We start from the raw sequence: 21,634 nt of genomic DNA, 5'->3' as shown, positions 1-21,634 counted from the left end.
TTAAGCCCGTTTTGAGCTCTCAGAACGGCATTAACTGCGACTCAGTTGGGTTCGCGGGGCTGTTTCGCGGCTGCTGGCTAGCGCACTTCGAGGATCATTTGCAGTAGACGTGCTGCGGCGGGACGGGCAGCATGTTCTTCCACCCACTGTGCGCGGGCAAGTGCTTTGCTGACAGCCTGCGTCGTGATGCCGAGTTCCTGGGCCACAGCCTTTTGCTGCCCGCGGACGCCGGGGGTGAGGAGGTCCAGGACCCGCCACTCGGCCACGCTGCGGTGCTGCACGATGTGTCCGAGGAGTCGCAGGACTGCTTCGGCTTCTGCTGCCAAAGCCGTGAAGGGACCATCAACGGCAACAGGGACTCGTTCCTTCCCGCTGCGGAGACGATCGACAGCCCGCCGGGCATAGACCAGACCGTGCCCGGAAGCGTCTTTGACAAGGTTTGGAAGGGGTTCGTTGATGGGCCCCACACCGATTCCCACGTACCACTGACCGGTTCGGAGGGCGATCAGCGCTGTATCAACAGCGTGGTGGCCGGACTCGACGATGCCTTGCACCTCGTCCTCAACCGAACGGTCGAAGTCGAGCCGTGCCGGAACGTGCCGCAAGTCCTTGAGGAGCTGGGGCACGAGGTCGCCGTCGCGGCGGCTGTCGCGTTGGTTGATGGTCAGAGTGAACATAGTGGATCACATGCTACCGGCTGGTAGCCGCTGTGCAAGGGCTTGTTTTTCTTATTTCTTTCGCCATTCCCTTGATCCAATCCACCTTCAGCTAGTCCAGTGCGGTGCGTCCGGTTACGACGACGGCGGGCAGCGCACCTGCCGCCAACCGGCGCGCGTCGGGTATTCCGGCGTCGCGCATCGCCGCCTGGATGGCTTCCACCAGAGGGACGGGATCTTCATTGGTGGAGAATACCCAGAATGTATCGCGTGCCTGAAAAACCAGCGCGTTCTTTCCGGCCACACCCAGCGATGCCTTTTGCCGAGCCACCAGGCGGCGGTCAGGATCAGTGCCATCCGCCGTGGTCACCGCCTTGATGTAGGCAGGTGCGATCTCCGCCCACGGAAACTCCAAAGTGCTGTACTGCTGGGAATACCTGGCCACAATCCCGCCGTCGAACACCAGGAGTTTGCGGAAGCTGCCCAAGAGGGTCATAGACCAGAGGACCAGGCCTGTAAGAGTGCTTGCCACAATGAACAGGACTGGATCCTCGAAGTGGCCGGGTTCCCGCGTGGAGGTGGCGGGACTGATGAACTCACCTATTGCGCCGAAAAGGAATCCAACCGCTAAGCAGGGGATGAGGAGCTTCCAAAAGATGCGGCGCGAGGACGCAATATGACGTAGCTGTCCAAGCTCGGGTCCGAGCCTGCGCTCAGTGCGCCTTACCAGCCAGTTACGGCCGCGCATCAGGGCGCTGGCCGTAGAGATTTGGCAGGTTCTGCCTTTCTGCCTCGGCGGCTTGGTGTGCGGCGACCACTTTGGGGTCCGGGACCGGCTGGCGGCCCTGCGCCACCCCGGATCGCCGATCAAAAGCTGCAAACTTTGGATCCCACGTATCGCCCGAGCTCCCGCTGAACGCCGCCAGAATCAGCATCACCACGAAGAACGGGAAGAAGGACCAGCAGATGGCACGCCAGCCGCCCAGCCAGGCGCCCGCCGTCGTACCGTCCTTGATCCGTACCGAACGCATGCCCGCGGCAGCATCGCCAACGCTGCCCGCGGTACCCCAGATCATGCCGTAAACGAACAAACCAACGAACCAAAGAACAACGTAGAGCGTCAGCCAAAAACCGTCGTTAAAGGCCAGAAGCGAGCCACTGTTCATCATGGCATTGCGTGCAACGGCCACCATCGCGGCCAGGATGCCATATCCGGCAAGGAACACGATTGCGTCAAGTACGCGACCCCAGAAGTGGGCTCCTCCGGATGCTTTCACGAAGTATGCGCCGGTCTCGGGATGGCGGCGTACAGGGCGGCCGTTGAGGGCATCAACCAAGCCAGTAGCGGTTTGGGACTTCGAATTGCTCATGGATCAGGCCAGCCCAGCCAGCCCGCCGAGGACACGGGCAAGGGTGGGGGCGGAGGTCTCCTTCAGCTCAAGGGAGACTGATTCGCCTTCTACGCGGGGCGTAAGCACGTGCACGCTGTTGGGGGCGGTGTAGACGGTGACAGTTGGAAAGTCGTTCGTATCAGAATTGAAGACCACCACGTTGCTGGCCGCCTGGGTATCGGCCAGGGCCGTTGCGGCGTATTCTTCGAACCCGGCCTCAGAGTAAACAGTGGGATCGGTGTCGCGGTTGGCCGCTGTGTTCGGGTCAACGAATTCAGCCAGGCGCGGAGCCAACTGATCCCGGGTGACAACGGTGAAGCCGTGCAGCCCGCCTTCGTCCACTTCCTCCAGCAGCACGCCGTCGTCGTGGAGGTAGCCGTAGAGCCAGCGCTTGCCAGTGGAAACGGTGCGTTCCACGGAGACCACGCTGCTGCCACTGCGGCGCAGTGTCAGGGCACCGGTTATTTCCTCGGTGGCGTGCAGCCGGGTGGGTTCGGTCTCGCCTTCAAAGATCACGGGGTAGACGAGTTCCTTGGCAAGCAGTCCACGCAGGGCCACAGCACACATCAGCTCCTTGCTGGCGTCCTGCGCTGTGAGCCACGGAAGGGCCACGATTTGCTCGTGCTGGACGCCGTCCAAGGCAACAACCTCTTCATCGGTCAACGTCGGCAAGGCCTTGCCTGTGGCGCTGGCCGACGCCAGGACCTTTGCCGCAGCCTGTACGTCCCGCTCGGTCCAATTCATGGTGCTGGTGGTCATCCGAATATCCCTCCGACAAAGTTCCCGACTGACTTGGCGGCATTACCGACCCCGTCTGCCACCTTACTGCCTACATCCTTGGCGAAATTGCCTACTTCCCGGGCGCCGTCGGCGATGTAGCTGCCGGGGTTCCGGGCGAAGTTGCTGATCGAATCCCAGTTGTCCGCCACCAGGTTGCCCAATGCCCAGGCGCCGGCAACGATGCCCGCGCCGATCACGATCGGGGCGCCAATGGGCCCCAGCAAGGCGGCGCCACCGGCCGTCATGAGCATGATGCTGCCCACCCCGCCCACTACGGACAGGCCGCCGGCTACCCGGTCGCCTGTACCGCGCCAGCCGTCGTGCTCCGGGCTGATCATGTCGCTGATACCGCCAACGATGTTCAACGGCGCCGCCAAGGCCCCCGCGATTCGAAGGCCCTTGGAGAATTTTGTGGCGTCCTGGAAAGCCTGGCTGTAGGGAATGTTCGCCTTGAGGTCGGTGATGACGTCAGTGACCTTCTCACCGCTGCGCAACGCGCTCAAAGCATCCCGCAGCACCGTACCGCCAGCCCGCCAGTTGGTGAGTACCTCGCGGGTCTTGACCCATTCGGCATGACCGAGCTTGCCGTACTTGTAGGCAGTCCAGAGCTGCGCGCCCAATTCCTTGACGCCCGTTGCTGTGTCATAGACGTCTTTCAGGACGCCCACCGATGTACCTGAGCCGTCATTGTGGCTGGCAAATTCCTGCTGGTTGGCGTGCTTCTTGAGCTGGCCCGCGTTGTCCCTCAGCATGTTGGCGGCCTTCATAAGGCTCTGCCTGTGCTGGCTGTTCCAATCGCTCTTGAAGACTGTGGCATCGCGCCCCTGCCACGCCGTTGCAGAGTTGATGGCGTTGGACAACTGCGCGCTCTGCATATTGATGGCGTCAGCAGCCTTGCCCATGACGCCGGCCAGACTGCGAAGCTGCGCAATGTCCGCGCCGTAGAACCCAGCCATGTGGAACCCCCTGTGTACATGCGTCGTAAAGTCTCGTCCAAGCCTAGGCGGACCCCGAAGATGGCGCGATGGGGAGCAGTGCCCATCAAAGCAACGCGGGGTCACTTACGGCCCATGTTTTAGCCAACAATGGGCCGTATCTGACCCCGCGTTGCTTAAAGCACGACGGCGACTGGTGCGGTTCACAGGGAACAGCACCAGCCGCCGTCGAGCCCAACTAGGTCGCAGTTAAGCGCGTTTTGAGCGTTCAAAACGCGCTTAAGTGCTACTCAGATGGGAATTAGTGGCCTTCGGCCGAGAAGCGCTTGATGGAAGCTTCCAGCTCGGCTTCGGCAGCGGCGCGATCGCCCCAGCCTTCAGCCTTGACCCACTTGCCGGGCTCCAGGTCCTTGTAACGGGTAAAGAAGTGCTCGATTTCCTTGATCAGGAATTCGCTGACGTCGCTGACTTCCTGGATGTGGTCGAAGCGTGCATCCACCGGGACGCAGAGGACCTTGGCGTCTCCGCCGCCGTCGTCGGTCATGTTGAAAACGCCGATGGGCCGGGACTCAACGATGACGCCCGGGTGGAGATCGAAGTCCTGCAGGAGCACCAGTGCGTCCAGGGGGTCGCCGTCTTCGCCCAGGGTGTTCTCGAAGAAACCGTAGTGCGTGGGGTACTGCATGGAGGTGAAGAGGACGCGGTCCAGGCGGACGCGGCCGGTTTCGTGGTCAACTTCGTACTTGACGCGCGATCCCTTGGGGATCTCGATGGTCACGTCGTGCTTCATGGCGTGCTCCTTGACGGGTGTGGGTGGGGCGCGGCAGGCGAAAGTGCAGCCAGCGCCGCCGACTACTATCGAGGATATAGCGAGAGGCCCGGGTTTCTTGAACCGGCGGGACATTTTCAGGACTGACAGGACCAAGCAACTGCATGAAGGGCGTTAAAAACGGGGGTGCCCGGAAGCGGGTGTCCACGGCGTGGGGGCGCTTGAAATGGCCGATGCTGTTGACGCTGGTCCTCCTGTGCCTGGGGGCGATCGTGGTGGCCGGCATGGTGCCAGGACTCCTCAGCGCACCCAAGCCGTCACCATCCGCGCCGCCATGGCAGCAGGAGCCTGACCACCTTTCCGAGGCCAACGGCGTGCTTCCTTTGGATCCCGATGCCCCTGTGCCCGTACCGGCTGAGCTTTCGCGCCTTTTGAATGGCGCCCTGAAACCTTCCGGCGCCGGCAGCATTACTGGCATTGTCATGGACGCCTCCACAGGCACGGTCCTGTTCGACCGCGATGCCAACGCCAACCGAATCCCGGCGTCGAATATGAAGCTTTTGACCGCCGTCGCTGCTTTGAAGGCGCTCGGTCCCGAATCCCGCTTTACCACCAGTGTGCTGGCCGGTTCTGATGCGTCAACCGTGGTGTTGACGGGGGGAGGGGACGTGCTGCTCGGCGCAGGTGCCTCGGATCCCGGGGCCGTGATGGGCAGGTCAGGACTTGCAACCCTGGCCTCCGATACTGCCGCTTCTTTGGCTACCGCCGGGGTCAAAGGGCCCGTGACGGTGCAGGTGGATGATTCGCTGTTCAGCGGTGCGCCCCTCAATCCTGCGTGGAGCCTGGACGACGTCGCGGCTGGCGAAACTGCCCCCTTGTTTTCCCTCGCCCTGAATTCCGGGCGCTACTCACCCACGCTTACCACGGGGCCGCGTCCGCAGGATTCGGCCGTCACCACCGCCCAGGCTTTCGCCGAACAATTGGTGGCCGCCGGCGTCCAGGTGAGTCCCGGCGTCGAGCGCGGAGAGGGTGTCCCCGCCAAGGTGCTGGCCGCCGCTGAATCCGCGACTGTGAGCGAGCAGGTGGACCTCATGCTGGAGACCTCGGACAACTTCCTGGCAGAGGCGCTTGGGCGGATGACCGCCATTGCGTCCGGACAGGAAGGGACGTACGACGGCGCCACTTCAGCCGTGCGCCAACGGCTGGGGGAGTTGGGAATCGCCACTGATCCCAAGCAGTTGCAGTTGGCCGATGTCTCGGGCCTTGCCCTGGAGAACCAGGTCAGCGCCCACCAGTTTGCCGAGGTAGTCCGTGCCATCACCAGCGGACCGGACCTGAGTCTTCGGACCGCCCTGGACGGATTCCCGGTGGCGGGCCTTACGGGCACCCTGGACGACAGGTACGTGGATCCGAGTACAGCCCAGGGTGCGGGCCTTGTCCGCGCCAAAACGGGGACGCTCAACACTGTCATCGCGCTGAGCGGGTATGTAGTGGACGCTGATGGACGCTTGCTGGTGTTCTCGTTCATCGGCAATGGCCTGGAACCGGGTGCGGCTGGAAACAAGGAGGCGATGGACCGTTCGGCATCGGTGCTGGCCTCGTGCGGCTGCCGCTAGCCCACCTACTCGGGTGGAGTGAGGGTCAGCGCGGAGCGAACTTAAAGGCCCATTGCCAGCCTCATGTGGTGTGATGGACCGTATGGTGTCATCTGCCCGAGATTCGTCAGCAGGGGCCCCGTCCCTGATCAATTGGGACCTGGCCGCCTCCACGGCTGCCCGGCTTACCCCGCCCGGTCCAGCGCTGAGCGCCGGGGAAATCGGCAAGGCGGTGGAGAACCTGCGCTTCAACGCCGATATCTCCGTGCCACATGTCCATGACATCACGGGGCTTGAAGCGGCGCGGGACCTGCGGGACTCGCACGTTCTCGTGGTGGACCGTGCCTCATGGTCCAAGGCCAACACCCAGAGCTTCTCCGTCATGCTCCAGCCTATTCTGGAGAAAATGCTGGAGTCCCGCGGCAGCCTGTCCATGACACCTGCTGCGGCTGCAGCCAGCGGAGCCATCACCGGCAGCCAACTCGGGGCCATCCTTGCTTTCCTGTCCAGTAAAGTCCTGGGCCAATACGATCCGTTCGCGGCCTTGGCCCCGGCCGCCCGCGTTCCTTCGGGCGGGCGGCTACTCCTTGTTGCACCCAACATCATCTCCGTCGAACGCGAACTCAACGTGCACCCGGACGACTTCAGGCTCTGGGTATGCCTTCACGAGCAAACGCACCGCGTTCAGTTCGCCGCAGCACCGTGGCTGCGGGACCACATGCTCGCCGAAATCGAAAAGCTCAGCAGCCATCTGCTGGGCAACATGGATTCCCTGGTTGAACGGGCGGCCGCGGTGGCCAAATCCCTGAAGGACCGCGCTGCATCCGGGAACGTGCCGAGCCGGGGCGCAATTCTGGACCTGCTGCAGGATCCCGAGGAGAAGGCTTCCCTATCCCACATCACTGCCGTCATGAGCCTCCTCGAAGGTCATGCCAATGTGGTGATGGATGCGGTGGATTCCAGCATCGTCCCGTCCGTGAAGACGATTCGCCAGCGGTTCAATGATCGGGGCAAGGACCGCGGCATCATCGAGAAGTTCATCCGTAACCTCCTCGGTCTCGATGCCAAGATGCGCCAGTACACAGACGGCGCAAAGTTCGTGCGGGAGGTTGTTGAGGTAGGCGGCATGGAAGGCTTCAACCGGGTGTGGAACTCGGCCGAAAACCTCCCCACCGAGGAAGAGATCCACAACTCCAGGATGTGGCTCGAGCGGATGGGGCTTTGAGCGCACCCGTATTTGATGGCCCCTCACAGGGCGGTTCCAGCGCAGGTTCCAGCAGTGGTTCTGACAACGGTTCCGAGCGTGCAGCAACAGGCAAGGGCCGACGCCGGCCCGGCCGTTTGGCACCGGTCGTCGGCAAGGCACGGAAGCAGTTGCAAAACGCCTTGGCCGCTGCGGGTTACCCGGAACGTGTGCTCGTAGCCTGCAGCGGAGGACCGGATTCGCTTGCGCTCGCCGCGGTAGCTGGATACTTCGCCCGGCGCGGCCACGTGGACGGGCATCCCATTTCCGTGGCCGGCGTGGTTGTCGACCACCAACTTCAGGCTGGCTCGGCAGACGTAGCTTCCCGGACGGCAGCTGTCCTGGGGGAACTGGGCCTCTCACCTGTGGAAGTCCGTACGGTGGAGGTCGCGTCCACTGGGTTCGGGCCCGAAGCTGCGGCCCGCGATGCCCGGCACGCAGCCCTCGAGGCGGCTGCGGATGACCTTGGCTGCGATCACATCCTGCTGGGGCACACCTTGGACGACCAAGCCGAACAGGTGCTCCTGGGCTTGGCCCGTGGTTCCGGCACCCGTTCTTTGGCCGGCATGAGGCCAATCCGGGGACGCCTGATGAGGCCCTTCCTTGGCCTGCGGCGCGAAGAGACCCTGGAAATCTGCGAGGTCGAGGAACTGCAGCCGTGGCATGATCCGAGCAACAGTGACTCTGCCTTCGCGCGCTCGCGGACACGCGTCGAGGTCATGCCGGTCCTCGAAGAAAAGCTGGGGCCGGGCGTTGCCGAATCTTTGGCACGGACAGCCGCAATCCTTCAGCAGGACGCGGATTTCCTTGAGGATCTTGCAAACGAGACGTATCTCTCGCTGGTCCAGCGAACCGACGACGGCGCGTGGTTGCCAGAGGATGCCGTCCGCGGACTTCCTGCAGCGCTGAGGTTCCGAGTCATCGCCAAGGCAGCTGCCGACGTCGGGGGCCAACAACCCGGTTACGGACGGCTCCAGGCCGCGGAAGCGCTGCTTCGCCGCCAGGGTTCTGCCGGTCCTGTGGAACTTCCCGGCCACGTCAGTGTCTATCGCCTGTCGCTGAGTGATTTGGAGCCGGAACGCGCGGGTTCTTCCATTGCGTCGCCTGCTGCCGGGACGGGTGATTCGACCACCGGCGGTCCCCGGGAAGCCGCACCCTGTGGGAAGCTAGTATTCCGGCATCAGAAATCGCCCCAACAGTAGCCGCACCCGAGCATCAAAACAGGAGCCATTGGTGGATTCAAACGACGTCCAGGCAGATCTCAAGCACGTTCTTTACACCAAAGAGCAGATCCAAACGCGAATCGCTGAACTGGCGGCGCAGATCGACAAAGACTACGAAGGCCGCGAACTGCTGATCGTCGGTGTCCTCAAGGGTGCCGTCATGGTCATGGCGGACCTGGCGCGGGCCTTGCACAGCCACGTCAGCATGGACTGGATGGCAGTTTCTTCCTACGGCTCCGGCACCCAGTCCTCGGGCGTTGTCCGGATCCTCAAGGACCTCGATACCGACCTCATGGGCAAGGACGTGCTGATCGTCGAGGACATCATCGACTCCGGCCTCACACTTTCATGGCTCAAGTCCAACCTTGAATCCCGCGGTACGGCCAGCGTTGAGATCTGCACCGCTTTCCGTAAGCCGACCGCCGCCAAGGTCGAGATCGACGTCAAGTACGTCGGCTACGACATCCCCAACGAATTCGTTGTGGGCTACGGCCTGGACTACGCCGAGAAGTACCGCAACCTGGACTTCGTGGGCACGCTGGCCCCGCACGTTTACGAGTAACCACCCTTACTTACGCCCTTCACCGGACCATAAGGACGTGGGAAGCCGTTGACGAACAAAAGCATTGGCATCAAGGACGTAGCAGTTGCCGCTGGCGTGTCTGTCACCACTGTTTCCCACGTCCTGAATGACGTCGCTTACGCTCGCATCAGCCCGGAAACAAGGGAAAAGGTCAAAGCTACGGCGGAACGTCTCGGCTATGGCCCAAACCGGCTGGCCCAGGCCCTGCGCACGCAACGGACCGGGATGCTGGGTCTGGTCAGTGAGGAAATCGCCACCACACCACACGCCGGGCGGATTATCCTGGGTGCGGATGAGGCCGCCAGGGCGCGGGGCTACAACCTGATGATCATCAACACCTCAGGTGCAGCAAGTGACGAGTCCAGGCAGGCTGATGTCGAGGCCCTCCTGGAGCGGCGCGTGGATGGCATCCTGTACGCCACCATGTACCACCGCGAGGTCACTTTGCCGGAAAACCTGAGTTCAATTCCCGCGGTGCTTGTGGACTCCGAGAGCCTGGCCGGGAGCGTCGCTTCGGTAGTCCCCGATGAAGAGGGCGGGGCCAGGGTAGCCGTGCAAAGCCTCCTTGATGCCGGCCACCGCCGCATAGGTTTCCTGAACAACACCGACGACGTCCCGGCTACGCGGGACCGCTTGCGAGGCTTCCGGAACGCCTTGGATGAAGCAGGGCTCGACGGCGCTGCCGCACCGGTGGAGTCCGAACTCTCGGAGGTGCTGGGCGGCTATGTTGCCGCTTTGCGGATGTTGAAGCGAAAGGACCGGCCCACGGGCCTGTTCTGCTACAACGACCGCATGGCCATGGGGGCCTACCGTGCAGCGGCCGAGGTAGGAATCAGCATTCCCAATGAACTGTCCGTGGTGGGTTTCGACGATCAGGAACTCATCGCGGCCAATCTCTACCCTGGCCTGACAACAGTGGCGTTGCCCCACTATGAGATGGGTGCCTGGGCCACTGAACGCCTGATCGATGCCATTGAGGGCAAGGCAGACCTCACCGTCCTGGCAGCGAAACCGACGATTCTTCAGTGTCCCTTGGTGACCCGCGAATCCATTACGAATCCCCACCCAGGGCTGTCCTAGCGCGGCGTAGGCGAGTATCCTGTGTACGCCCAGAGGGAACTTTTGAGCATTCCAGTGCGTGAATAACTGGGAACGGTGTATAGCTAGAAACTGAAGCAGCACCATTCGCGCGCAGAAGTTGCGCCTCGCAGCACTACCAGGAGGGACGGGGCAAAACCCCGATCAGATGAAAGCTAAGAGTTTCTTCAAGGGCCCGGGCATCTGGATTGTTGTCGTCGTCGGCTTGCTCCTGGTGGCATTCGCAACACTGGCTCCGGGCGGTTCCACACGTATCGACACCAAGGACGGCCTCGAACTCCTCGCGCAAAGCGGCAAGGTGGAGCAGGCCAAGATATTCGACGCCGAGAACCGCGTTGACTTGGTGCTCAAGGACAACCTGAACATCGATGGCCAGGACAAGGGCAAGAACGTCCAGTTCTTCTACGTCACGGACCGTGGCCCGGACGTCGTCAAGGCCGTAACCAGCGCCAACCCGGACAAGGGCTTCACTGACCAGCCGATCGAGAACAACTGGTTCTCCGGACTGTTCTCCTTGCTCATCCCCGTGCTGCTGCTCGGTGTGCTGTTCTGGTTCCTGCTTTCCCGGATGCAGGGTGGCGGCTCCAAGGTGATGCAGTTCGGCAAGTCCAAGGCCAAGCTGGTCAACAAGGACATGCCGCAGGTGACCTTCTCTGACGTCGCCGGTGCTGACGAAGCCGTGGAAGAGCTCCAGGAAATCAAGGAATTCCTCCAGGAACCCTCAAAGTTCCAGGCCGTTGGCGCGAAGATCCCCAAGGGTGTGCTGCTGTACGGCCCTCCAGGCACTGGTAAGACACTGCTGGCCCGCGCCGTTGCGGGTGAAGCAGGCGTTCCCTTCTTCTCCATCTCCGGCTCGGACTTCGTTGAAATGTTCGTGGGCGTTGGTGCCTCGCGCGTCCGTGACTTGTTCGAACAAGCCAAGGCGAGTTCCCCTGCCATCATCTTCGTGGACGAAATCGACGCCGTAGGCCGCCATCGTGGCGCAGGCATCGGTGGCGGTAACGACGAACGCGAGCAGACTTTGAACCAGCTCCTGGTGGAGATGGACGGCTTCGACGTCAAGACGAACGTCATCCTCATCGCAGCCACCAACCGTCCGGACGTCCTGGACCCGGCACTCCTTCGCCCGGGCCGTTTCGACCGTCAGATCACCGTCGAGGCCCCGGATATGGTGGGCCGCGAGCAAATCCTGAACGTCCATGCAAAGGGCAAGCCGATGGCCCAGGGCATTGACCTTCGGGCTGTTGCCAAGAAGACCCCCGGGTACACCGGTGCTGACCTGGCCAACGTCCTCAACGAGGCAGCCTTGCTGACGGCACGTTCAAACGCCAACCTCATTGATGACCGCGCCCTGGACGAGGCAATCGACCGCGTCATGGCAGGCCCGCAGAAGCGCAGCCGCGTGATGAAGGAACTCGAGCGCAAGATCACCGCCTACCACGAGGGCGGGCACGCACTGGTTGCTGCCGCCCTGCGCAACTCCGCTCCGGTCACTAAGATCACCATCCTTCCCCGTGGCCGTGCCCTGGGGTACACCATGGTGATTCCTGAGGACGACAAGTACTCGGTAACGCGCAACGAATTGCTGGACCAGATGGCCTACGCCATGGGTGGCCGCGTGGCCGAGGAAATCGTGTTCCATGACCCGTCCACCGGTGCGTCCAATGACATCGAGAAGGCCACCTCCACGGCCCGGAAGATGGTTACCCAGTACGGCATGAGCGAACGGGTTGGTGCCGTGAAGCTCGGCCAAGGCGGCGGCGAGCCGTTCCTCGGCCGCGATGCCGCGCAGGAGCGCAACTTCTCGGACCAGATCGCCTACGTTGTGGACGAGGAAGTGCGTCGCCTGATCGATCAGGCACACGACGAGGCTTACGCCATCCTCACCGAAAACCGCGATGTCCTCGACCGGCTGGCACTGGAACTGCTTGAGCGCGAAACCCTCAACCAGGCCGAGATCGCCGAGATCTTCCACGACATCCGCAAGCGCGATTTCCGTGAGATCTGGCTGTCCAAGGAGTCCCGCCCTGTCCAGTCGATTCCGCCGGTCGAGTCGCGCGCAGAAAAGGCTGAGCGCGAGGCCCAGGAAGAAGCCAAGAAGGCCCGTCTGGACGAGCCACTGGATGCCGTAGCCCCGCATGCGCAGGGTGTCAGCAGCCAGGAGTCATTCCAGTCACCGGGAGCCGACGGCGGCAACGACTCTCCGCTTCACGGCTAAGCTTTCTGCTGTGACTCATTTCGACGACGACGACCTCGCCGCCGTCCACGGCTCAGCCGCGGACGCTAAGCGGGGCCACAAAGTAGACCGCCCGCGCATCGAAGCAGCAGTACGCGAAATCCTGCTTGCTATTGGTGAAGACCCTGACCGCGGAGGCCTGCAGGACACACCCAAGCGTGTTGCCAAGGCCTATGCGGAGGTCTTCGCGGGCCTGCACCAGCATCCGGCGGAGGTCCTCTCCACCACGTTTGACCTTGACCACGAAGAGCTTGTCCTCGTGAAGGACATTCCCTTCTACTCGACGTGCGAACACCACCTGGTGCCGTTCCACGGGGTGGCTCATGTTGGTTATATTCCGTCACATGACGGCAAGGTTACGGGCCTGAGCAAGCTGGCCCGTTTGGTGGATATCTATGCGCGCAGGCCACAGGTGCAGGAGCGGCTCACAACGCAGATTGTTGAGGCCCTGGTTAAGCACCTCAACCCGCGCGGGGCGATTGTCGTCGTCGAATGCGAACACATGTGCATGTCCATGCGCGGCATCCGCAAGCCCGGCGCCAAGACTGTCACCAGCGCGGTGCGCGGTCAGCTCCATGACCCGGCCACCCGCGCCGAGGCCATGAGCCTCATACTCGGAAGGTAAGCAATATATGGATTCCCTCGCTGCAGCACCCGGAACCGGCCCGGCCACAAGCCCACTGCCGGTTCTCCGCAAGCCGCGGCCCGCTGCCAGATTCGAAGACCTGCCTACGGACCGCACGCTCGTCATGGGAATTCTCAATGTCACCCCGGATTCCTTTAGCGACGGCGGCAACCACCGCACGCCCGACACCGCCATCGCGCTTGGCTTGCGTATGTTCTATGCCGGCGCGGACATCATCGACGTCGGTGGCGAGTCCACGCGCTCCGGCGCTGAACCCGTTTCGCCTGAAGAAGAGCAGCGCCGGGTCCTTCCGGTGATCCAGGCACTGGTCAAGGCCGGTGCGCTGGTGAGCATCGACACCATGCACACGTCCACTGCTGCCGCCGCCGTGGAGGCCGGTGCTGCGATCATCAACGATGTCTCCGGCCTGACTATCGAGCCGGACATGCCTGAGCTCGTGGCCCGCACCAAGGTTCCGTACATCCTCACGCATCGTCGTGGGGATGCCCGCACCATGGACGCCCTCGCGGAATACAACAACGTGACGGAAGAGGTGGTGGCGGAGCTCAGCGGTATCCGCGACAAACTGTATGCAGCGGGCGTTGCTCCCGAGCAGATCATCGTTGACCCCGGGATTGGCTTCTCCAAGAACGAGGACCAGAACTGGGAAATCCTCAAGAACCTGGACAAGCTGTTCGCACTCGGCCACAAGGTTATGGTGGCTGCGTCACGCAAGCGGTTCTTAGGCTCGCTCCTCACTGTTGCCGGCAAGTCTGCCGCGCCGCTGGAGCGGGATGCCGCCACGGCAGCTATCACCGCCCTGAGCGCCGCGAAGGGCGCCTGGGCTGTCCGCGTCCACGACGTCGGTCCCAGCCTTGACGCCGTCAAGGTTGCCGCTCGAATCGCCCGCTGACCGGAGGACCTTGTGGACAGGATCACGCTGACCGGTGTCACCGCCGTCGGCCATCACGGAGTGTTCGATTTCGAGCGCCGGGACGGCCAGCCGTTCGTCGTGGACGCCGTCCTTCATACTGACTTCAGTAAGGCCGCGGAGACGGATGACCTCCAGTACACCGCGCACTACGGCGAGGTGGCTGAGCTCATTACATCGCACATCGAGGGCGAGCCGCTGAACCTGATTGAGGGTTTGGCCGTGCGGATCGCAGATGGCATCCTCGCCAATTACAACGTGGCCGCCGTCGATGTCACCGTCCACAAGCCGAAGGCGCCCATCGAGGTTCCGTTCGGCGATGTCACCGTGAGTGTCCACAGGGAGCGATCATGAACTCCGGATACACCAAAGCGATCCTTGCCCTAGGCAGCAACCTTGGTGAGCGGAACGACACCCTATCCACAGCCGTCGCCGATCTCGTGGACCCACCGGACGTCAGGCTCCTTGGAGTGTCTCCGGTTGTCCAGACCAAGGCGGTCGGCGGCCCGGAAGGCCAACCCGATTTCCTGAACATGGTCATGGCAGTCGAGACAACGCTTAGTCCCCTTGAGCTGTTGCAGCACTGCCACGACGTCGAGCAGAAGCACCACCGCACCCGTGAAGTTCGTTGGGGTCCGCGGACACTGGATGTGGACATCATCGTTTTCGGTGATGTGGTCAGCGACGACCCCGTCCTGACCCTGCCTCATCCGAGGGCGGCCGAACGGGCCTTTGTCCTCTACCCATGGTCCCTGTTGGAGCCGAACGCCCAACTGAACGGGCACAGCGTTGCAGAGTTGGCCGCCGTGGCTGATGACATGCCCGACATCCGTCGCTTCGACGGCTACGGCGACATCGCCGGTGTTCCTGCGACGGGAGCGGTGGAGTAGCAGTGAAGCCCATGCGCCCCGCGGTTCTGGTCCTCATTGCCATCATCGCTGCTGCCATCGGTTGGCTGGCCACCGCGGCAACGAACCGCTTCAGCATGCCCACTCCCGTGCTTCCGGTCTCCGCACTGGTAACCATGGGCGTCATCGCCGTGCTCACCCTGATTATGGGGATCCGGGTGCTGCGGTGGCGCAACGGCAAGAAGAAGAACCTGCTGAACCCGATCCTGGCCGCCAGGACGCTGATTCTTGCCCAGGCATGCGCATATGCAGGGACGCTCCTTCTGGGCTGGCATGCTGGCATCTCGTTTGACCTTCTGCGGGTCGGAACCTTGCGCAGTGGTGAAGGCATCCTGTGGAACGCCGTCTTGATGGGCGGTGGTGGCGTGGTGATGGTGATCGTCGGCTTGGTGGTCGAGAGGTTCTGCCGGATCCCACCGGAGGACCTCGAAGGTGGCGCCCCTGGACCGGAAACCCGTCGCGGGGAAGCAAAAGGCGAAGGCGAGTATGCGTACCGAGGCGATTGACCCTCCCGGCGTCCAGTGGCTGAGGGTCTCCCCGAAGTACGTCACGGTCCGCTTGGTGGAGTGGGCCATCGGAAACCTGGTGATGGTGGCGATCCTCAGCCTTCCCCTCGTGTTTGTGCAGCTGGGTTGGTGGCGTTGGCCTCCGCTGTGGCTCGCCATCGCGGTGCCTGCGGTGATGCTCGTTCTGGCGTTGTGGCGGCTCGTGCTGATTCCGCGTCAGGTCCGCGCAATCGGCTACGCGGAGCGCGATGACGATCTCCTCATCCGTCGTGGCATCTTTTTCCAGCGCACCATGGTGGTCCCGTACGGACGCATGCAGTACGTGGATGTGTCTGTTGGTCCGGTGGAACGTGGACTGGGACTCTGTACTTTGAAGCTCCACACGGCGTCCGCCGGAACCAGCGCATACCTGCCCGGGCTTCCTGCCGGGGAAGGCGCACGGCTGCGTGAACAGCTCTCGGCACGTGGAGAAGCCAGGCTGGCCGGGCTGTGAGCCCGGACGGTAGCGCCACCGTAGGCCTCCCAACTAAAGCCGACGACGGCGATTGGCGGCGCGTGCATCCAGCATCGCCGTTCGTGCGCGGCTGGGTGGCGCTTGCCGCCGTCGGATACTTTTTCGGTCGCGACGCCTTTGAACGCATGCTGCAGGGCCGTGACATCCTCGATCCCAACCTCAACGGACGTGTGCCCTGGCTGTTGGCCGGTGGAGGCATTCTGCTTCTCCTGACCGTGGGTGGATTCATCCTGAGTTGGTACTTCACGCGTTATCAGGTGGCCGAGGGCTATGTCCGGGTCAACACCGGCTTCGTGTTCAAGCAGCAGCGGCAGGCGCGGTTGGACCGTGTCCAAGCCATCGACATCGTGCAGCCCCTCTTGGCGAGGATTTTTGGCCTCGCCGAACTCAAGTTTGATGTGGCCGACGCCGGCGAATCGGCCGTGCGGCTCGCTTACCTTCCGCTGGACCAAGCCAAACAGCTGCGCGCCACTATTCTTGCCCGTGCCGCTGGAGTGGTGAGTGGACCGGAGACTCAGGAAGCTGTCCCCGAAGCGCCGGAGTACGTTGTCTTGTCAGTGCCGCCTTCCCGCCTTATTGGCTCGCTCCTGCTGAGCGAGCAAACGGTAGGTATCCTGCTCGGAGCCGTGGCGTCCATTGCGATCTCTGTTTACACCGAAAACAGCGCCATCTTCCTGGCGCTGATCCCGGCGGTGCTGGGCATCGGTGCTGCTTATTGGAGCTCATTCAACAAGGGCTACAACTTCACCGCCGCGATTTCTCCTGATGGGATCCGGCTGCGCTACGGGCTCCTGGACACCCAGGCCCAGACTTTGCCCCCGGGCCGAATCCAGGCGCTGAAAGTCACTCAGCCGCCCATTTGGAGGATCTTCGGCTGGTACCGCATGCAGGTTAACGTGGCGGGCTACGGTGGTGCGGCAGGCAATGAGAACGCTGCCCGGACCACGTTGCTACCAGTGGGCATGAAGCCGGACGTCATGCGGATGCTGTCCCTCGTGCTGCCCGACCCGGGTGTTGAGGATCCGGAACGGGTTTTCACTTCCGGGCTGGAGGGGTTGGCTGGGCTGGACGGTTTGGCTGGGCTTGGGGGTGGGGCACCTGCGGGTTCCGCCTCAGCCGGTTCTACCTCCACGGATGGTTTCGTCACTACTCCGCGCCGCGCCCGGCTCCTGGCACCGCTGGGTTGGCGGCGCAATGGTTTCCTGGCCACGCGAACGGCATTGTTGATTCGATCCGGCCGATGGTGGCGCACCTTGGTCCTGGTTCCCCATCAGCGCACGCAGTCCATGGCTTTGCAGCAAGGTCCGCTCGCGCGGCGTTTCGGTGTGGCTGATCTTGTTTTCCACACTACGGCGGGACCTGTGGTGCCCCGGCTCTATCAGGCTGATGTGGAGCAGGCTGTGCAGCTTTTCGACCAGCAGGCAGCCCGTGCCCGCGAGGCCAGAAAGCGGCAGACCAGCGAGCAATGGCTTGCGGAGGTAAGCGGCCAGGCTCCACCCCAATCTCTACCGAAAGCACCAACACAGGAGGACCCCCAGCATGGTTAGGCCAGGAAGACTCGGAGTCGGCATCATCGGCGCCGGCAAGGTGGGTGCCGTCCTGGGCGCCGCTTTGCGCGCGGCCGAGCACGCCGTCGTCGGGGTTTCTGCGGTATCCGAAGCGAGCCGCGAGCGGGCAGAGACACTGCTGCCGGGAGTCCCGGTCCTTGGGATCCAGGAGATCGTGGAGCGCTCTGAACTGGTGCTGCTTGCCGTTCCTGACGATGCCCTCGGCGAGCTTGTTGCTGGACTCGCGAAGCTCGGTGCGTGGCAACCCGGCCAACTGGTGGCTCACACCTCCGGCCGTTTCGGAGTCGGGATCCTGCAGCCGATCCGCACGGCCGGCGCAATTCCGCTGGCAATGCATCCCGCCATGACGTTCACCGGTATGAGCCTTGACCTGACGCGCCTCATGGATTGCACGTTCGGAATCACCGCCGACGCTGCGATGTTGCCGATTGCCCAAGCACTGGTTGTGGAGATGGGTGCCGAGCCGGTAGCGATTGCCGAGGCAGACCGAACCCTGTACCACGCGGCCCTCGCGCACAGCTCCAACCACATGGTGACGCTTGTTGCGCAGGCGTCGCAGTTACTGCGGGAAATTGGCGTCGAATCACCGGAGTCCATGCTGGGTCCATTGCTGCGGGCCACACTCGAGAACGCTCTTGCGAGCGGAGAATCTGCGTTGACCGGTCCCGTCGCGCGCGGCGACGTAGGCACCGTCGCTGCGCACGCCCAGGCACTGAAAGAATACGACGGCGGAGCGGGCGGCGACGTGCTCGCGGCCTACCAGGCCATGGCCCGGGCGACGGCCCGGCGTGCCGGAAACCGCGGACTGCTGCGCCCTGAACAACTGACTGACATTGGCGAGGCCTTGGGAACAGAGCCCACCGCGCCGGAAGGAATCTGAACAGCATGGCCATCAAACTCGTGACCACCGCGGCCGAACTGCGTACTGAAAGCGCACGGCTCCTGGTTTCCAAGCGGGGAAGTTCCCAGGGCTTGGTGCCCACCATGGGGGCCCTGCACTCAGGCCACGCCGCGTTGGCGAGGGCCGCCGTGGCAGAGAACGACGTCGTGGTGGCCACCATTTTCGTGAATCCCCTCCAGTTCGGCGACGCCGTGGACCTCGACCGCTATCCCCGGACGCTTGAGGCCGATATGGCCATCCTTGATGCCGAAGGAGTGGACCTTGTTTTCGCGCCCTCCGTGGACGAGGTGTACCCCGGCGGGCAGCCGCTGGTCCGTGTCACGGCCGGTCCGCTCGGCGGGAAATGGGAGGGCGCCTCACGCCCCGGACACTTCGACGGTGCCCTGACCGTGGTGGCCAAGTTGCTGCACTATGGACTCCCGGGCGGCGCAGCTGCGGACGGTTCGACGCCGGCGTACCGTGCCTACTTTGGCCAGAAGGACGCCCAGCAACTTGCCCTTGTGAGGCGTATGGTCGTGGATCTGAACTTCCCCGTGGAGATCGTGCCCGTACCGATCGTGCGCAGCGAGGACGGCCTGGCGCTTTCCAGCCGTAACCGCTTCCTCTCCGACGACGAACGCGAGGCGGCACTGGTGCTCTCACGGGCTCTGCGCCTTATCGAGTCCCGCGCGAACGCGCATGAACCGCTGGACCTGGATTCCGCCGTCGCACTCGTTGAATCCCAGCCGCTGGTGGAACTGGACTATTTCGACGTCGTGGATCCCACCACGCTTGAGCCGCTGGCGGAGAACTGCAAAGAAACACCGTTCCGCGGCGAAGGGCTGGCAATCATTGCCGCCAAGGTAGGTCCCGTGCGGTTGATAGACAACGTTCCGCTTAATTCCTGAGGTTGAATCCCTAACGTTTGGATTTTCTGCTGACGGGAATCTCTTGGGCGTCTAGAATGTTCCTGTCTTCACCGGTACCGACCGCCGGAATCCAAACCCAAACCTGAGGAATCCTCATGTCTACCGACGTCACGTCCGGCGCCAACAGCGAGCCCGGTTCCGGCACGCCCGCAAGTGCAACCTTCACAGAGGAAGCGCTCACCCAGGCTCCTGTATCAGGGAAGATGGCCCGCGAATCCGTCACGGTCATTGTCACGCTGTTGGTCGCCACCTTTGTGGTGATCCTCAACGAGACCATTATGAACGTGGCACTCCAGCGGCTGATGACTGATCTCAAGGTGGACGCGCCCACGGTCCAGTGGCTCGCCACCGGGTTCATGCTGACCATGGCGGTCGTCATTCCGACTACCGGGTTTATCCTGCAGCGATTGACCACCCGCGGCTCGTTCATGCTGGCGATGGGACTCTTCAGCGGAGGAACACTCCTGGCTGCCCTTGCGCCCGGATTCCCCGTGCTGCTCCTTGCACGCATCGTCCAGGCCGGGGGCACGGCCATCATGCTGCCATTGCTGATGACCACCATCCTCACTCTGGTGCCCATGTCCCGGCGCGGTGCCGTCATGGGCAACGTCAGCATCGCTATCTCAGTCGCTCCCGCGATGGGTCCCACCGTTTCAGGCATCATCCTGGACCACTTCTCGTGGCGGTTCATGTTCGTGTTCGTGCTCCCCGTAGCACTGGCTGCCCTGGCAATCGGCGCCAAGTACCTCACCAACGTGGGGGAGCGCGGGAAGACTGGTTTGGATTTCACTTCAGTGGTCCTCACGGTGCCTGCCTTCGGTGGCCTGGTCTATGGCCTCAGCCAGATCGGTGGTGCCAACGCCGGGGTGGTCCCGATCATCGCACTCGTGGTGGGAGTCGTGTGCCTGGCGCTGTTCGTCTTCCGCCAGCTCAAACTGCAGAAGTCCGACTCTCCACTCCTGGATCTCAGAGCCTTCAATTTCCGAATGTTCACGGTGTCCACACTGCTGATGGTCGTAGCGATGATGGCCCTGTTCGGTGGAGTCATCCTGCTTCCGCTCTACCTGCAGAACACACTGCACCTCCAGCCGATGGAAACCGGCCTGGCCCTCTTGCCGGGCGGTTTGGCCATGGGTCTGCTGGGTCCTGTCATCGGGCGGATTTTCGACAAAGTCGGTCCACTGCCGCTGACCGTATCCGGTTCAGTCCTCATGGTCCTGACGCTCTGGCAGTTTTCCCGCCTGGATGGCAGCAGCCCGCTCGGATGGGTGATTGCACTGCACGTAACGTTGAGCCTCGGCCTGGCGCTCCTCTTCACGCCTGCCTTCACCACTGGCTTGAACCCGCTGCCTCCGCACCTGTACTCCCACGGATCGGCCATCATGAGCACAGCCCAGCAGGTGGCCGGTGCCGCCGGCACTGCGCTGCTCGTGTCCATCTTCGCCGTGGTGTCAGCATCCTCCGGCCTGGTAGCCGGCATGCAGGCCGCCTTCCTGGCGGCAACCATCATCGCTGGAGCTGCAGTGGTGCTCGGTGCGATGATGCGCAAGACCGAGGGCGCAGGCCACGGAGGTCACTGAGTCTTTGCTGGGCCCGGCCGGGCCGTTCCGCTGGGCCCGGCTGTTGCCCTTCCCAACGTTCTCTCACATCCTGAGGCGTTTTGGCTGTTGTTCTCGCACATCCTGACGTGTTTGGACCGGTTGCCGTTGAGTCCAGTGCCTCCTGGCCTGACTGATATCGGCCGCTGAATTAGGCCCGACGGCGGATCCGGGGTGCCGCTTCAAAGGGCAGCTATTGCAGCCGTTTCGTTGTGTGACGGGCTTCACGGACAACGGTTCTGCGCTTATTGAGGTGTTTTTGGGCCGTTTTCCCAGTGTTTACGGGGTTTTGGGCGGCGTGCGGATGGATTTGTTCGGACGGTAAGGCGCGTGTAAAGTTATCTGAGTCGCCGCCGCTGATGCGGAAATGATGGTGACGAATTCCCCTTCAAATTACCGGTTTCCGGTGGTGCTTTGTGTGCCTCTGAACTGGCTTGGGGGGCCCGAGCGCGATTTGCTTCATGCGGTCGAATCGGGTAAGCTTGAAAAGTTGCTCCGGAGCGATTCTGAGGCCCTTTGGGTTTTGGTTGGTGCCGGGTGTGTCTGTTGTTTGAGAACTCAATAGTGTGCCAAGTTTGTTGATGCCGATTGTTTTTTGATTGGTTGAAATTATGGCCGGGCCGTTGCGCACCCCCGTGTGTGGTGGTCTGGTTTTCAGCTGGTTTC

At 62.8% G+C, this 21,634-nt stretch carries 23 protein-coding genes; 16 read left to right on the top strand and 7 right to left on the bottom strand.

Going from position 1 to position 21,634, the window contains the following annotated elements:
• Positions 1-77: 77 nt before the first annotated feature.
• The 6 genes from KSW38_RS08550 to KSW38_RS08525 all read right to left on the bottom strand — a co-directional run bounded on the left by KSW38_RS08550 (position 78) and on the right by KSW38_RS08525 (position 4,552).
• Positions 78-677 carry a hypothetical protein gene (locus KSW38_RS08550; RefSeq protein WP_216924227.1) on the bottom strand — a complete coding sequence of 200 codons (600 nt, stop codon included), beginning with the start codon at positions 675-677 and terminating at the stop codon, positions 78-80.
• A gap of 91 nt (positions 678-768) precedes the next feature.
• The gene (locus tag KSW38_RS08545; protein ID WP_216924226.1) at positions 769-1,404 is read right to left on the bottom strand and encodes a hypothetical protein; all 636 of its coding nucleotides are present in this window, start codon (positions 1,402-1,404) and stop codon (positions 769-771) included.
• Positions 1,391-2,026 (bottom strand): RDD family protein, encoded by a 636-nt coding sequence (locus KSW38_RS08540; protein ID WP_216924225.1) that lies wholly within the window; start codon positions 2,024-2,026, stop codon positions 1,391-1,393. The genes KSW38_RS08545 and KSW38_RS08540 overlap by 14 nt, the downstream gene beginning before the upstream one ends.
• 3 nt (positions 2,027-2,029) lie before the next feature.
• On the bottom strand, positions 2,030-2,806 hold the full coding sequence (locus tag KSW38_RS08535; RefSeq protein WP_216924223.1) for a hypothetical protein: 777 nt from the start codon (positions 2,804-2,806) through the stop codon (positions 2,030-2,032).
• Positions 2,803-3,783, bottom strand: a complete 981-nt coding sequence (locus KSW38_RS08530) for a hypothetical protein (protein WP_216924221.1) — start codon at positions 3,781-3,783, stop codon at positions 2,803-2,805. The genes KSW38_RS08535 and KSW38_RS08530 overlap by 4 nt, the downstream gene beginning before the upstream one ends.
• A gap of 280 nt (positions 3,784-4,063) precedes the next feature.
• The gene (locus KSW38_RS08525; protein ID WP_144663396.1) at positions 4,064-4,552 is read right to left on the bottom strand and encodes an inorganic diphosphatase; all 489 of its coding nucleotides are present in this window, start codon (positions 4,550-4,552) and stop codon (positions 4,064-4,066) included.
• A 143-nt stretch (positions 4,553-4,695) separates the two neighbouring features.
• Here KSW38_RS08525 and dacB point away from each other — a divergent pair, with 143 nt between their 5' ends.
• The 16 genes from dacB to KSW38_RS08445 all read left to right on the top strand — a co-directional run bounded on the left by dacB (position 4,696) and on the right by KSW38_RS08445 (position 20,950).
• Positions 4,696-6,147, top strand: a complete 1,452-nt coding sequence (gene dacB / locus KSW38_RS08520) for a D-alanyl-D-alanine carboxypeptidase/D-alanyl-D-alanine endopeptidase (protein WP_216924219.1) — start codon at positions 4,696-4,698, stop codon at positions 6,145-6,147.
• Positions 6,148-6,229: 82 nt separating this feature from the next.
• Positions 6,230-7,351, top strand: a complete 1,122-nt coding sequence (locus KSW38_RS08515) for a zinc-dependent metalloprotease (RefSeq protein ID WP_216924217.1) — start codon at positions 6,230-6,232, stop codon at positions 7,349-7,351.
• Positions 7,352-7,500: 149 nt separating this feature from the next.
• Positions 7,501-8,571, top strand: a complete 1,071-nt coding sequence (gene tilS, locus KSW38_RS08510; RefSeq protein ID WP_216924640.1) for a tRNA lysidine(34) synthetase TilS — start codon at positions 7,501-7,503, stop codon at positions 8,569-8,571.
• 31 nt (positions 8,572-8,602) lie between these two features.
• Positions 8,603-9,154 carry a hypoxanthine phosphoribosyltransferase gene (gene hpt / locus KSW38_RS08505; RefSeq protein WP_216924216.1) on the top strand — a complete coding sequence of 184 codons (552 nt, stop codon included), beginning with the start codon at positions 8,603-8,605 and terminating at the stop codon, positions 9,152-9,154.
• Positions 9,155-9,202: 48 nt separating this feature from the next.
• A complete protein-coding gene (locus KSW38_RS08500) occupies positions 9,203-10,255 on the top strand; it encodes a LacI family DNA-binding transcriptional regulator (protein ID WP_216924214.1) in 1,053 nt (350 codons plus the stop codon).
• A 166-nt stretch (positions 10,256-10,421) separates the two neighbouring features.
• Complete coding sequence (gene ftsH, locus KSW38_RS08495; protein ID WP_216924212.1) at positions 10,422-12,491, top strand: ATP-dependent zinc metalloprotease FtsH; 2,070 nt, start codon at positions 10,422-10,424, stop codon at positions 12,489-12,491.
• 10 nt (positions 12,492-12,501) lie between these two features.
• Positions 12,502-13,134, top strand: a complete 633-nt coding sequence (folE, locus tag KSW38_RS08490) for a GTP cyclohydrolase I FolE (protein WP_216924210.1) — start codon at positions 12,502-12,504, stop codon at positions 13,132-13,134.
• A 7-nt stretch (positions 13,135-13,141) separates the two neighbouring features.
• On the top strand, positions 13,142-14,047 hold the full coding sequence (folP, locus tag KSW38_RS08485) for a dihydropteroate synthase (RefSeq protein ID WP_216924208.1): 906 nt from the start codon (positions 13,142-13,144) through the stop codon (positions 14,045-14,047).
• Positions 14,048-14,059: 12 nt separating this feature from the next.
• Entirely contained in the window at positions 14,060-14,419 is a 360-nt protein-coding gene (gene folB / locus KSW38_RS08480) for a dihydroneopterin aldolase (RefSeq protein ID WP_216924207.1), read from the top strand.
• Positions 14,416-14,955: a 2-amino-4-hydroxy-6-hydroxymethyldihydropteridine diphosphokinase gene (gene folK / locus KSW38_RS08475; RefSeq protein ID WP_216924205.1), complete on the top strand. Its 540-nt coding sequence runs from the start codon at positions 14,416-14,418 to the stop codon at positions 14,953-14,955. Before folB ends, folK begins: the two co-directional genes overlap by 4 nt.
• A 2-nt stretch (positions 14,956-14,957) precedes the next feature.
• On the top strand, positions 14,958-15,479 hold the full coding sequence (locus tag KSW38_RS08470; protein ID WP_216924203.1) for a DUF3180 domain-containing protein: 522 nt from the start codon (positions 14,958-14,960) through the stop codon (positions 15,477-15,479).
• On the top strand, positions 15,460-15,972 hold the full coding sequence (locus KSW38_RS08465) for a PH domain-containing protein (RefSeq protein WP_216924201.1): 513 nt from the start codon (positions 15,460-15,462) through the stop codon (positions 15,970-15,972). Before KSW38_RS08470 ends, KSW38_RS08465 begins: the two co-directional genes overlap by 20 nt.
• Complete coding sequence (locus tag KSW38_RS08460; RefSeq protein ID WP_216924199.1) at positions 15,969-17,540, top strand: PH domain-containing protein; 1,572 nt, start codon at positions 15,969-15,971, stop codon at positions 17,538-17,540. The genes KSW38_RS08465 and KSW38_RS08460 overlap by 4 nt, the downstream gene beginning before the upstream one ends.
• A complete protein-coding gene (locus KSW38_RS08455) occupies positions 17,533-18,441 on the top strand; it encodes a Rossmann-like and DUF2520 domain-containing protein (RefSeq protein ID WP_216924197.1) in 909 nt (302 codons plus the stop codon). The genes KSW38_RS08460 and KSW38_RS08455 overlap by 8 nt, the downstream gene beginning before the upstream one ends.
• Before the next feature lie 5 nt (positions 18,442-18,446).
• Positions 18,447-19,349: a pantoate--beta-alanine ligase gene (panC, locus tag KSW38_RS08450; RefSeq protein ID WP_216924195.1), complete on the top strand. Its 903-nt coding sequence runs from the start codon at positions 18,447-18,449 to the stop codon at positions 19,347-19,349.
• Positions 19,350-19,465: 116 nt separating this feature from the next.
• The gene (locus KSW38_RS08445; RefSeq protein ID WP_216924193.1) at positions 19,466-20,950 is read left to right on the top strand and encodes a DHA2 family efflux MFS transporter permease subunit; all 1,485 of its coding nucleotides are present in this window, start codon (positions 19,466-19,468) and stop codon (positions 20,948-20,950) included.
• Between the two features lie 406 nt (positions 20,951-21,356).
• On the opposite strand, the gene KSW38_RS08440 is transcribed toward KSW38_RS08445, so the two are convergent.
• On the bottom strand, positions 21,357-21,634 hold a 278-nt coding region (locus KSW38_RS08440), incomplete at its 5' end, for a hypothetical protein (protein ID WP_216924191.1).

The sequence above is a fragment of the Paenarthrobacter aromaticivorans genome, assembly GCF_019038615.1.
In the GTDB taxonomy this organism is placed as follows: Bacteria; Actinomycetota; Actinomycetes; order Actinomycetales; family Micrococcaceae; genus Arthrobacter; species Arthrobacter aromaticivorans.
This window is presented reverse-complemented; position numbering and strand designations above follow the sequence as displayed.

What these genes read in the sequence shown, in the direction of transcription:
- KSW38_RS08525 (WP_144663396.1), bottom strand. Translation starts at nt 4,552, where the DNA reads ATGAAGCACGACGTGACCATCGAGATCCCCAAGGGATCGCGCGTCAAG.
- KSW38_RS08530 (WP_216924221.1), bottom strand. Translation starts at nt 3,783, where the DNA reads ATGGCTGGGTTCTACGGCGCGGACATTGCGCAGCTTCGCAGTCTGGCC.
- KSW38_RS08455 (WP_216924197.1), top strand. Translation starts at nt 17,533, where the DNA reads ATGGTTAGGCCAGGAAGACTCGGAGTCGGCATCATCGGCGCCGGCAAG.
- folK (WP_216924205.1), top strand. Translation starts at nt 14,416, where the DNA reads ATGAACTCCGGATACACCAAAGCGATCCTTGCCCTAGGCAGCAACCTT.
- KSW38_RS08545 (WP_216924226.1), bottom strand. Translation starts at nt 1,404, where the DNA reads ATGCGCGGCCGTAACTGGCTGGTAAGGCGCACTGAGCGCAGGCTCGGA.
- ftsH (WP_216924212.1), top strand. Translation starts at nt 10,422, where the DNA reads ATGAAAGCTAAGAGTTTCTTCAAGGGCCCGGGCATCTGGATTGTTGTC.
- KSW38_RS08535 (WP_216924223.1), bottom strand. Translation starts at nt 2,806, where the DNA reads ATGACCACCAGCACCATGAATTGGACCGAGCGGGACGTACAGGCTGCG.
- KSW38_RS08550 (WP_216924227.1), bottom strand. Translation starts at nt 677, where the DNA reads ATGTTCACTCTGACCATCAACCAACGCGACAGCCGCCGCGACGGCGAC.
- KSW38_RS08515 (WP_216924217.1), top strand. Translation starts at nt 6,230, where the DNA reads ATGGTGTCATCTGCCCGAGATTCGTCAGCAGGGGCCCCGTCCCTGATC.
- KSW38_RS08445 (WP_216924193.1), top strand. Translation starts at nt 19,466, where the DNA reads ATGTCTACCGACGTCACGTCCGGCGCCAACAGCGAGCCCGGTTCCGGC.
- KSW38_RS08465 (WP_216924201.1), top strand. Translation starts at nt 15,460, where the DNA reads ATGCGTACCGAGGCGATTGACCCTCCCGGCGTCCAGTGGCTGAGGGTC.
- folP (WP_216924208.1), top strand. Translation starts at nt 13,142, where the DNA reads ATGGATTCCCTCGCTGCAGCACCCGGAACCGGCCCGGCCACAAGCCCA.
- KSW38_RS08540 (WP_216924225.1), bottom strand. Translation starts at nt 2,026, where the DNA reads ATGAGCAATTCGAAGTCCCAAACCGCTACTGGCTTGGTTGATGCCCTC.
- panC (WP_216924195.1), top strand. Translation starts at nt 18,447, where the DNA reads ATGGCCATCAAACTCGTGACCACCGCGGCCGAACTGCGTACTGAAAGC.
- dacB (WP_216924219.1), top strand. Translation starts at nt 4,696, where the DNA reads ATGAAGGGCGTTAAAAACGGGGGTGCCCGGAAGCGGGTGTCCACGGCG.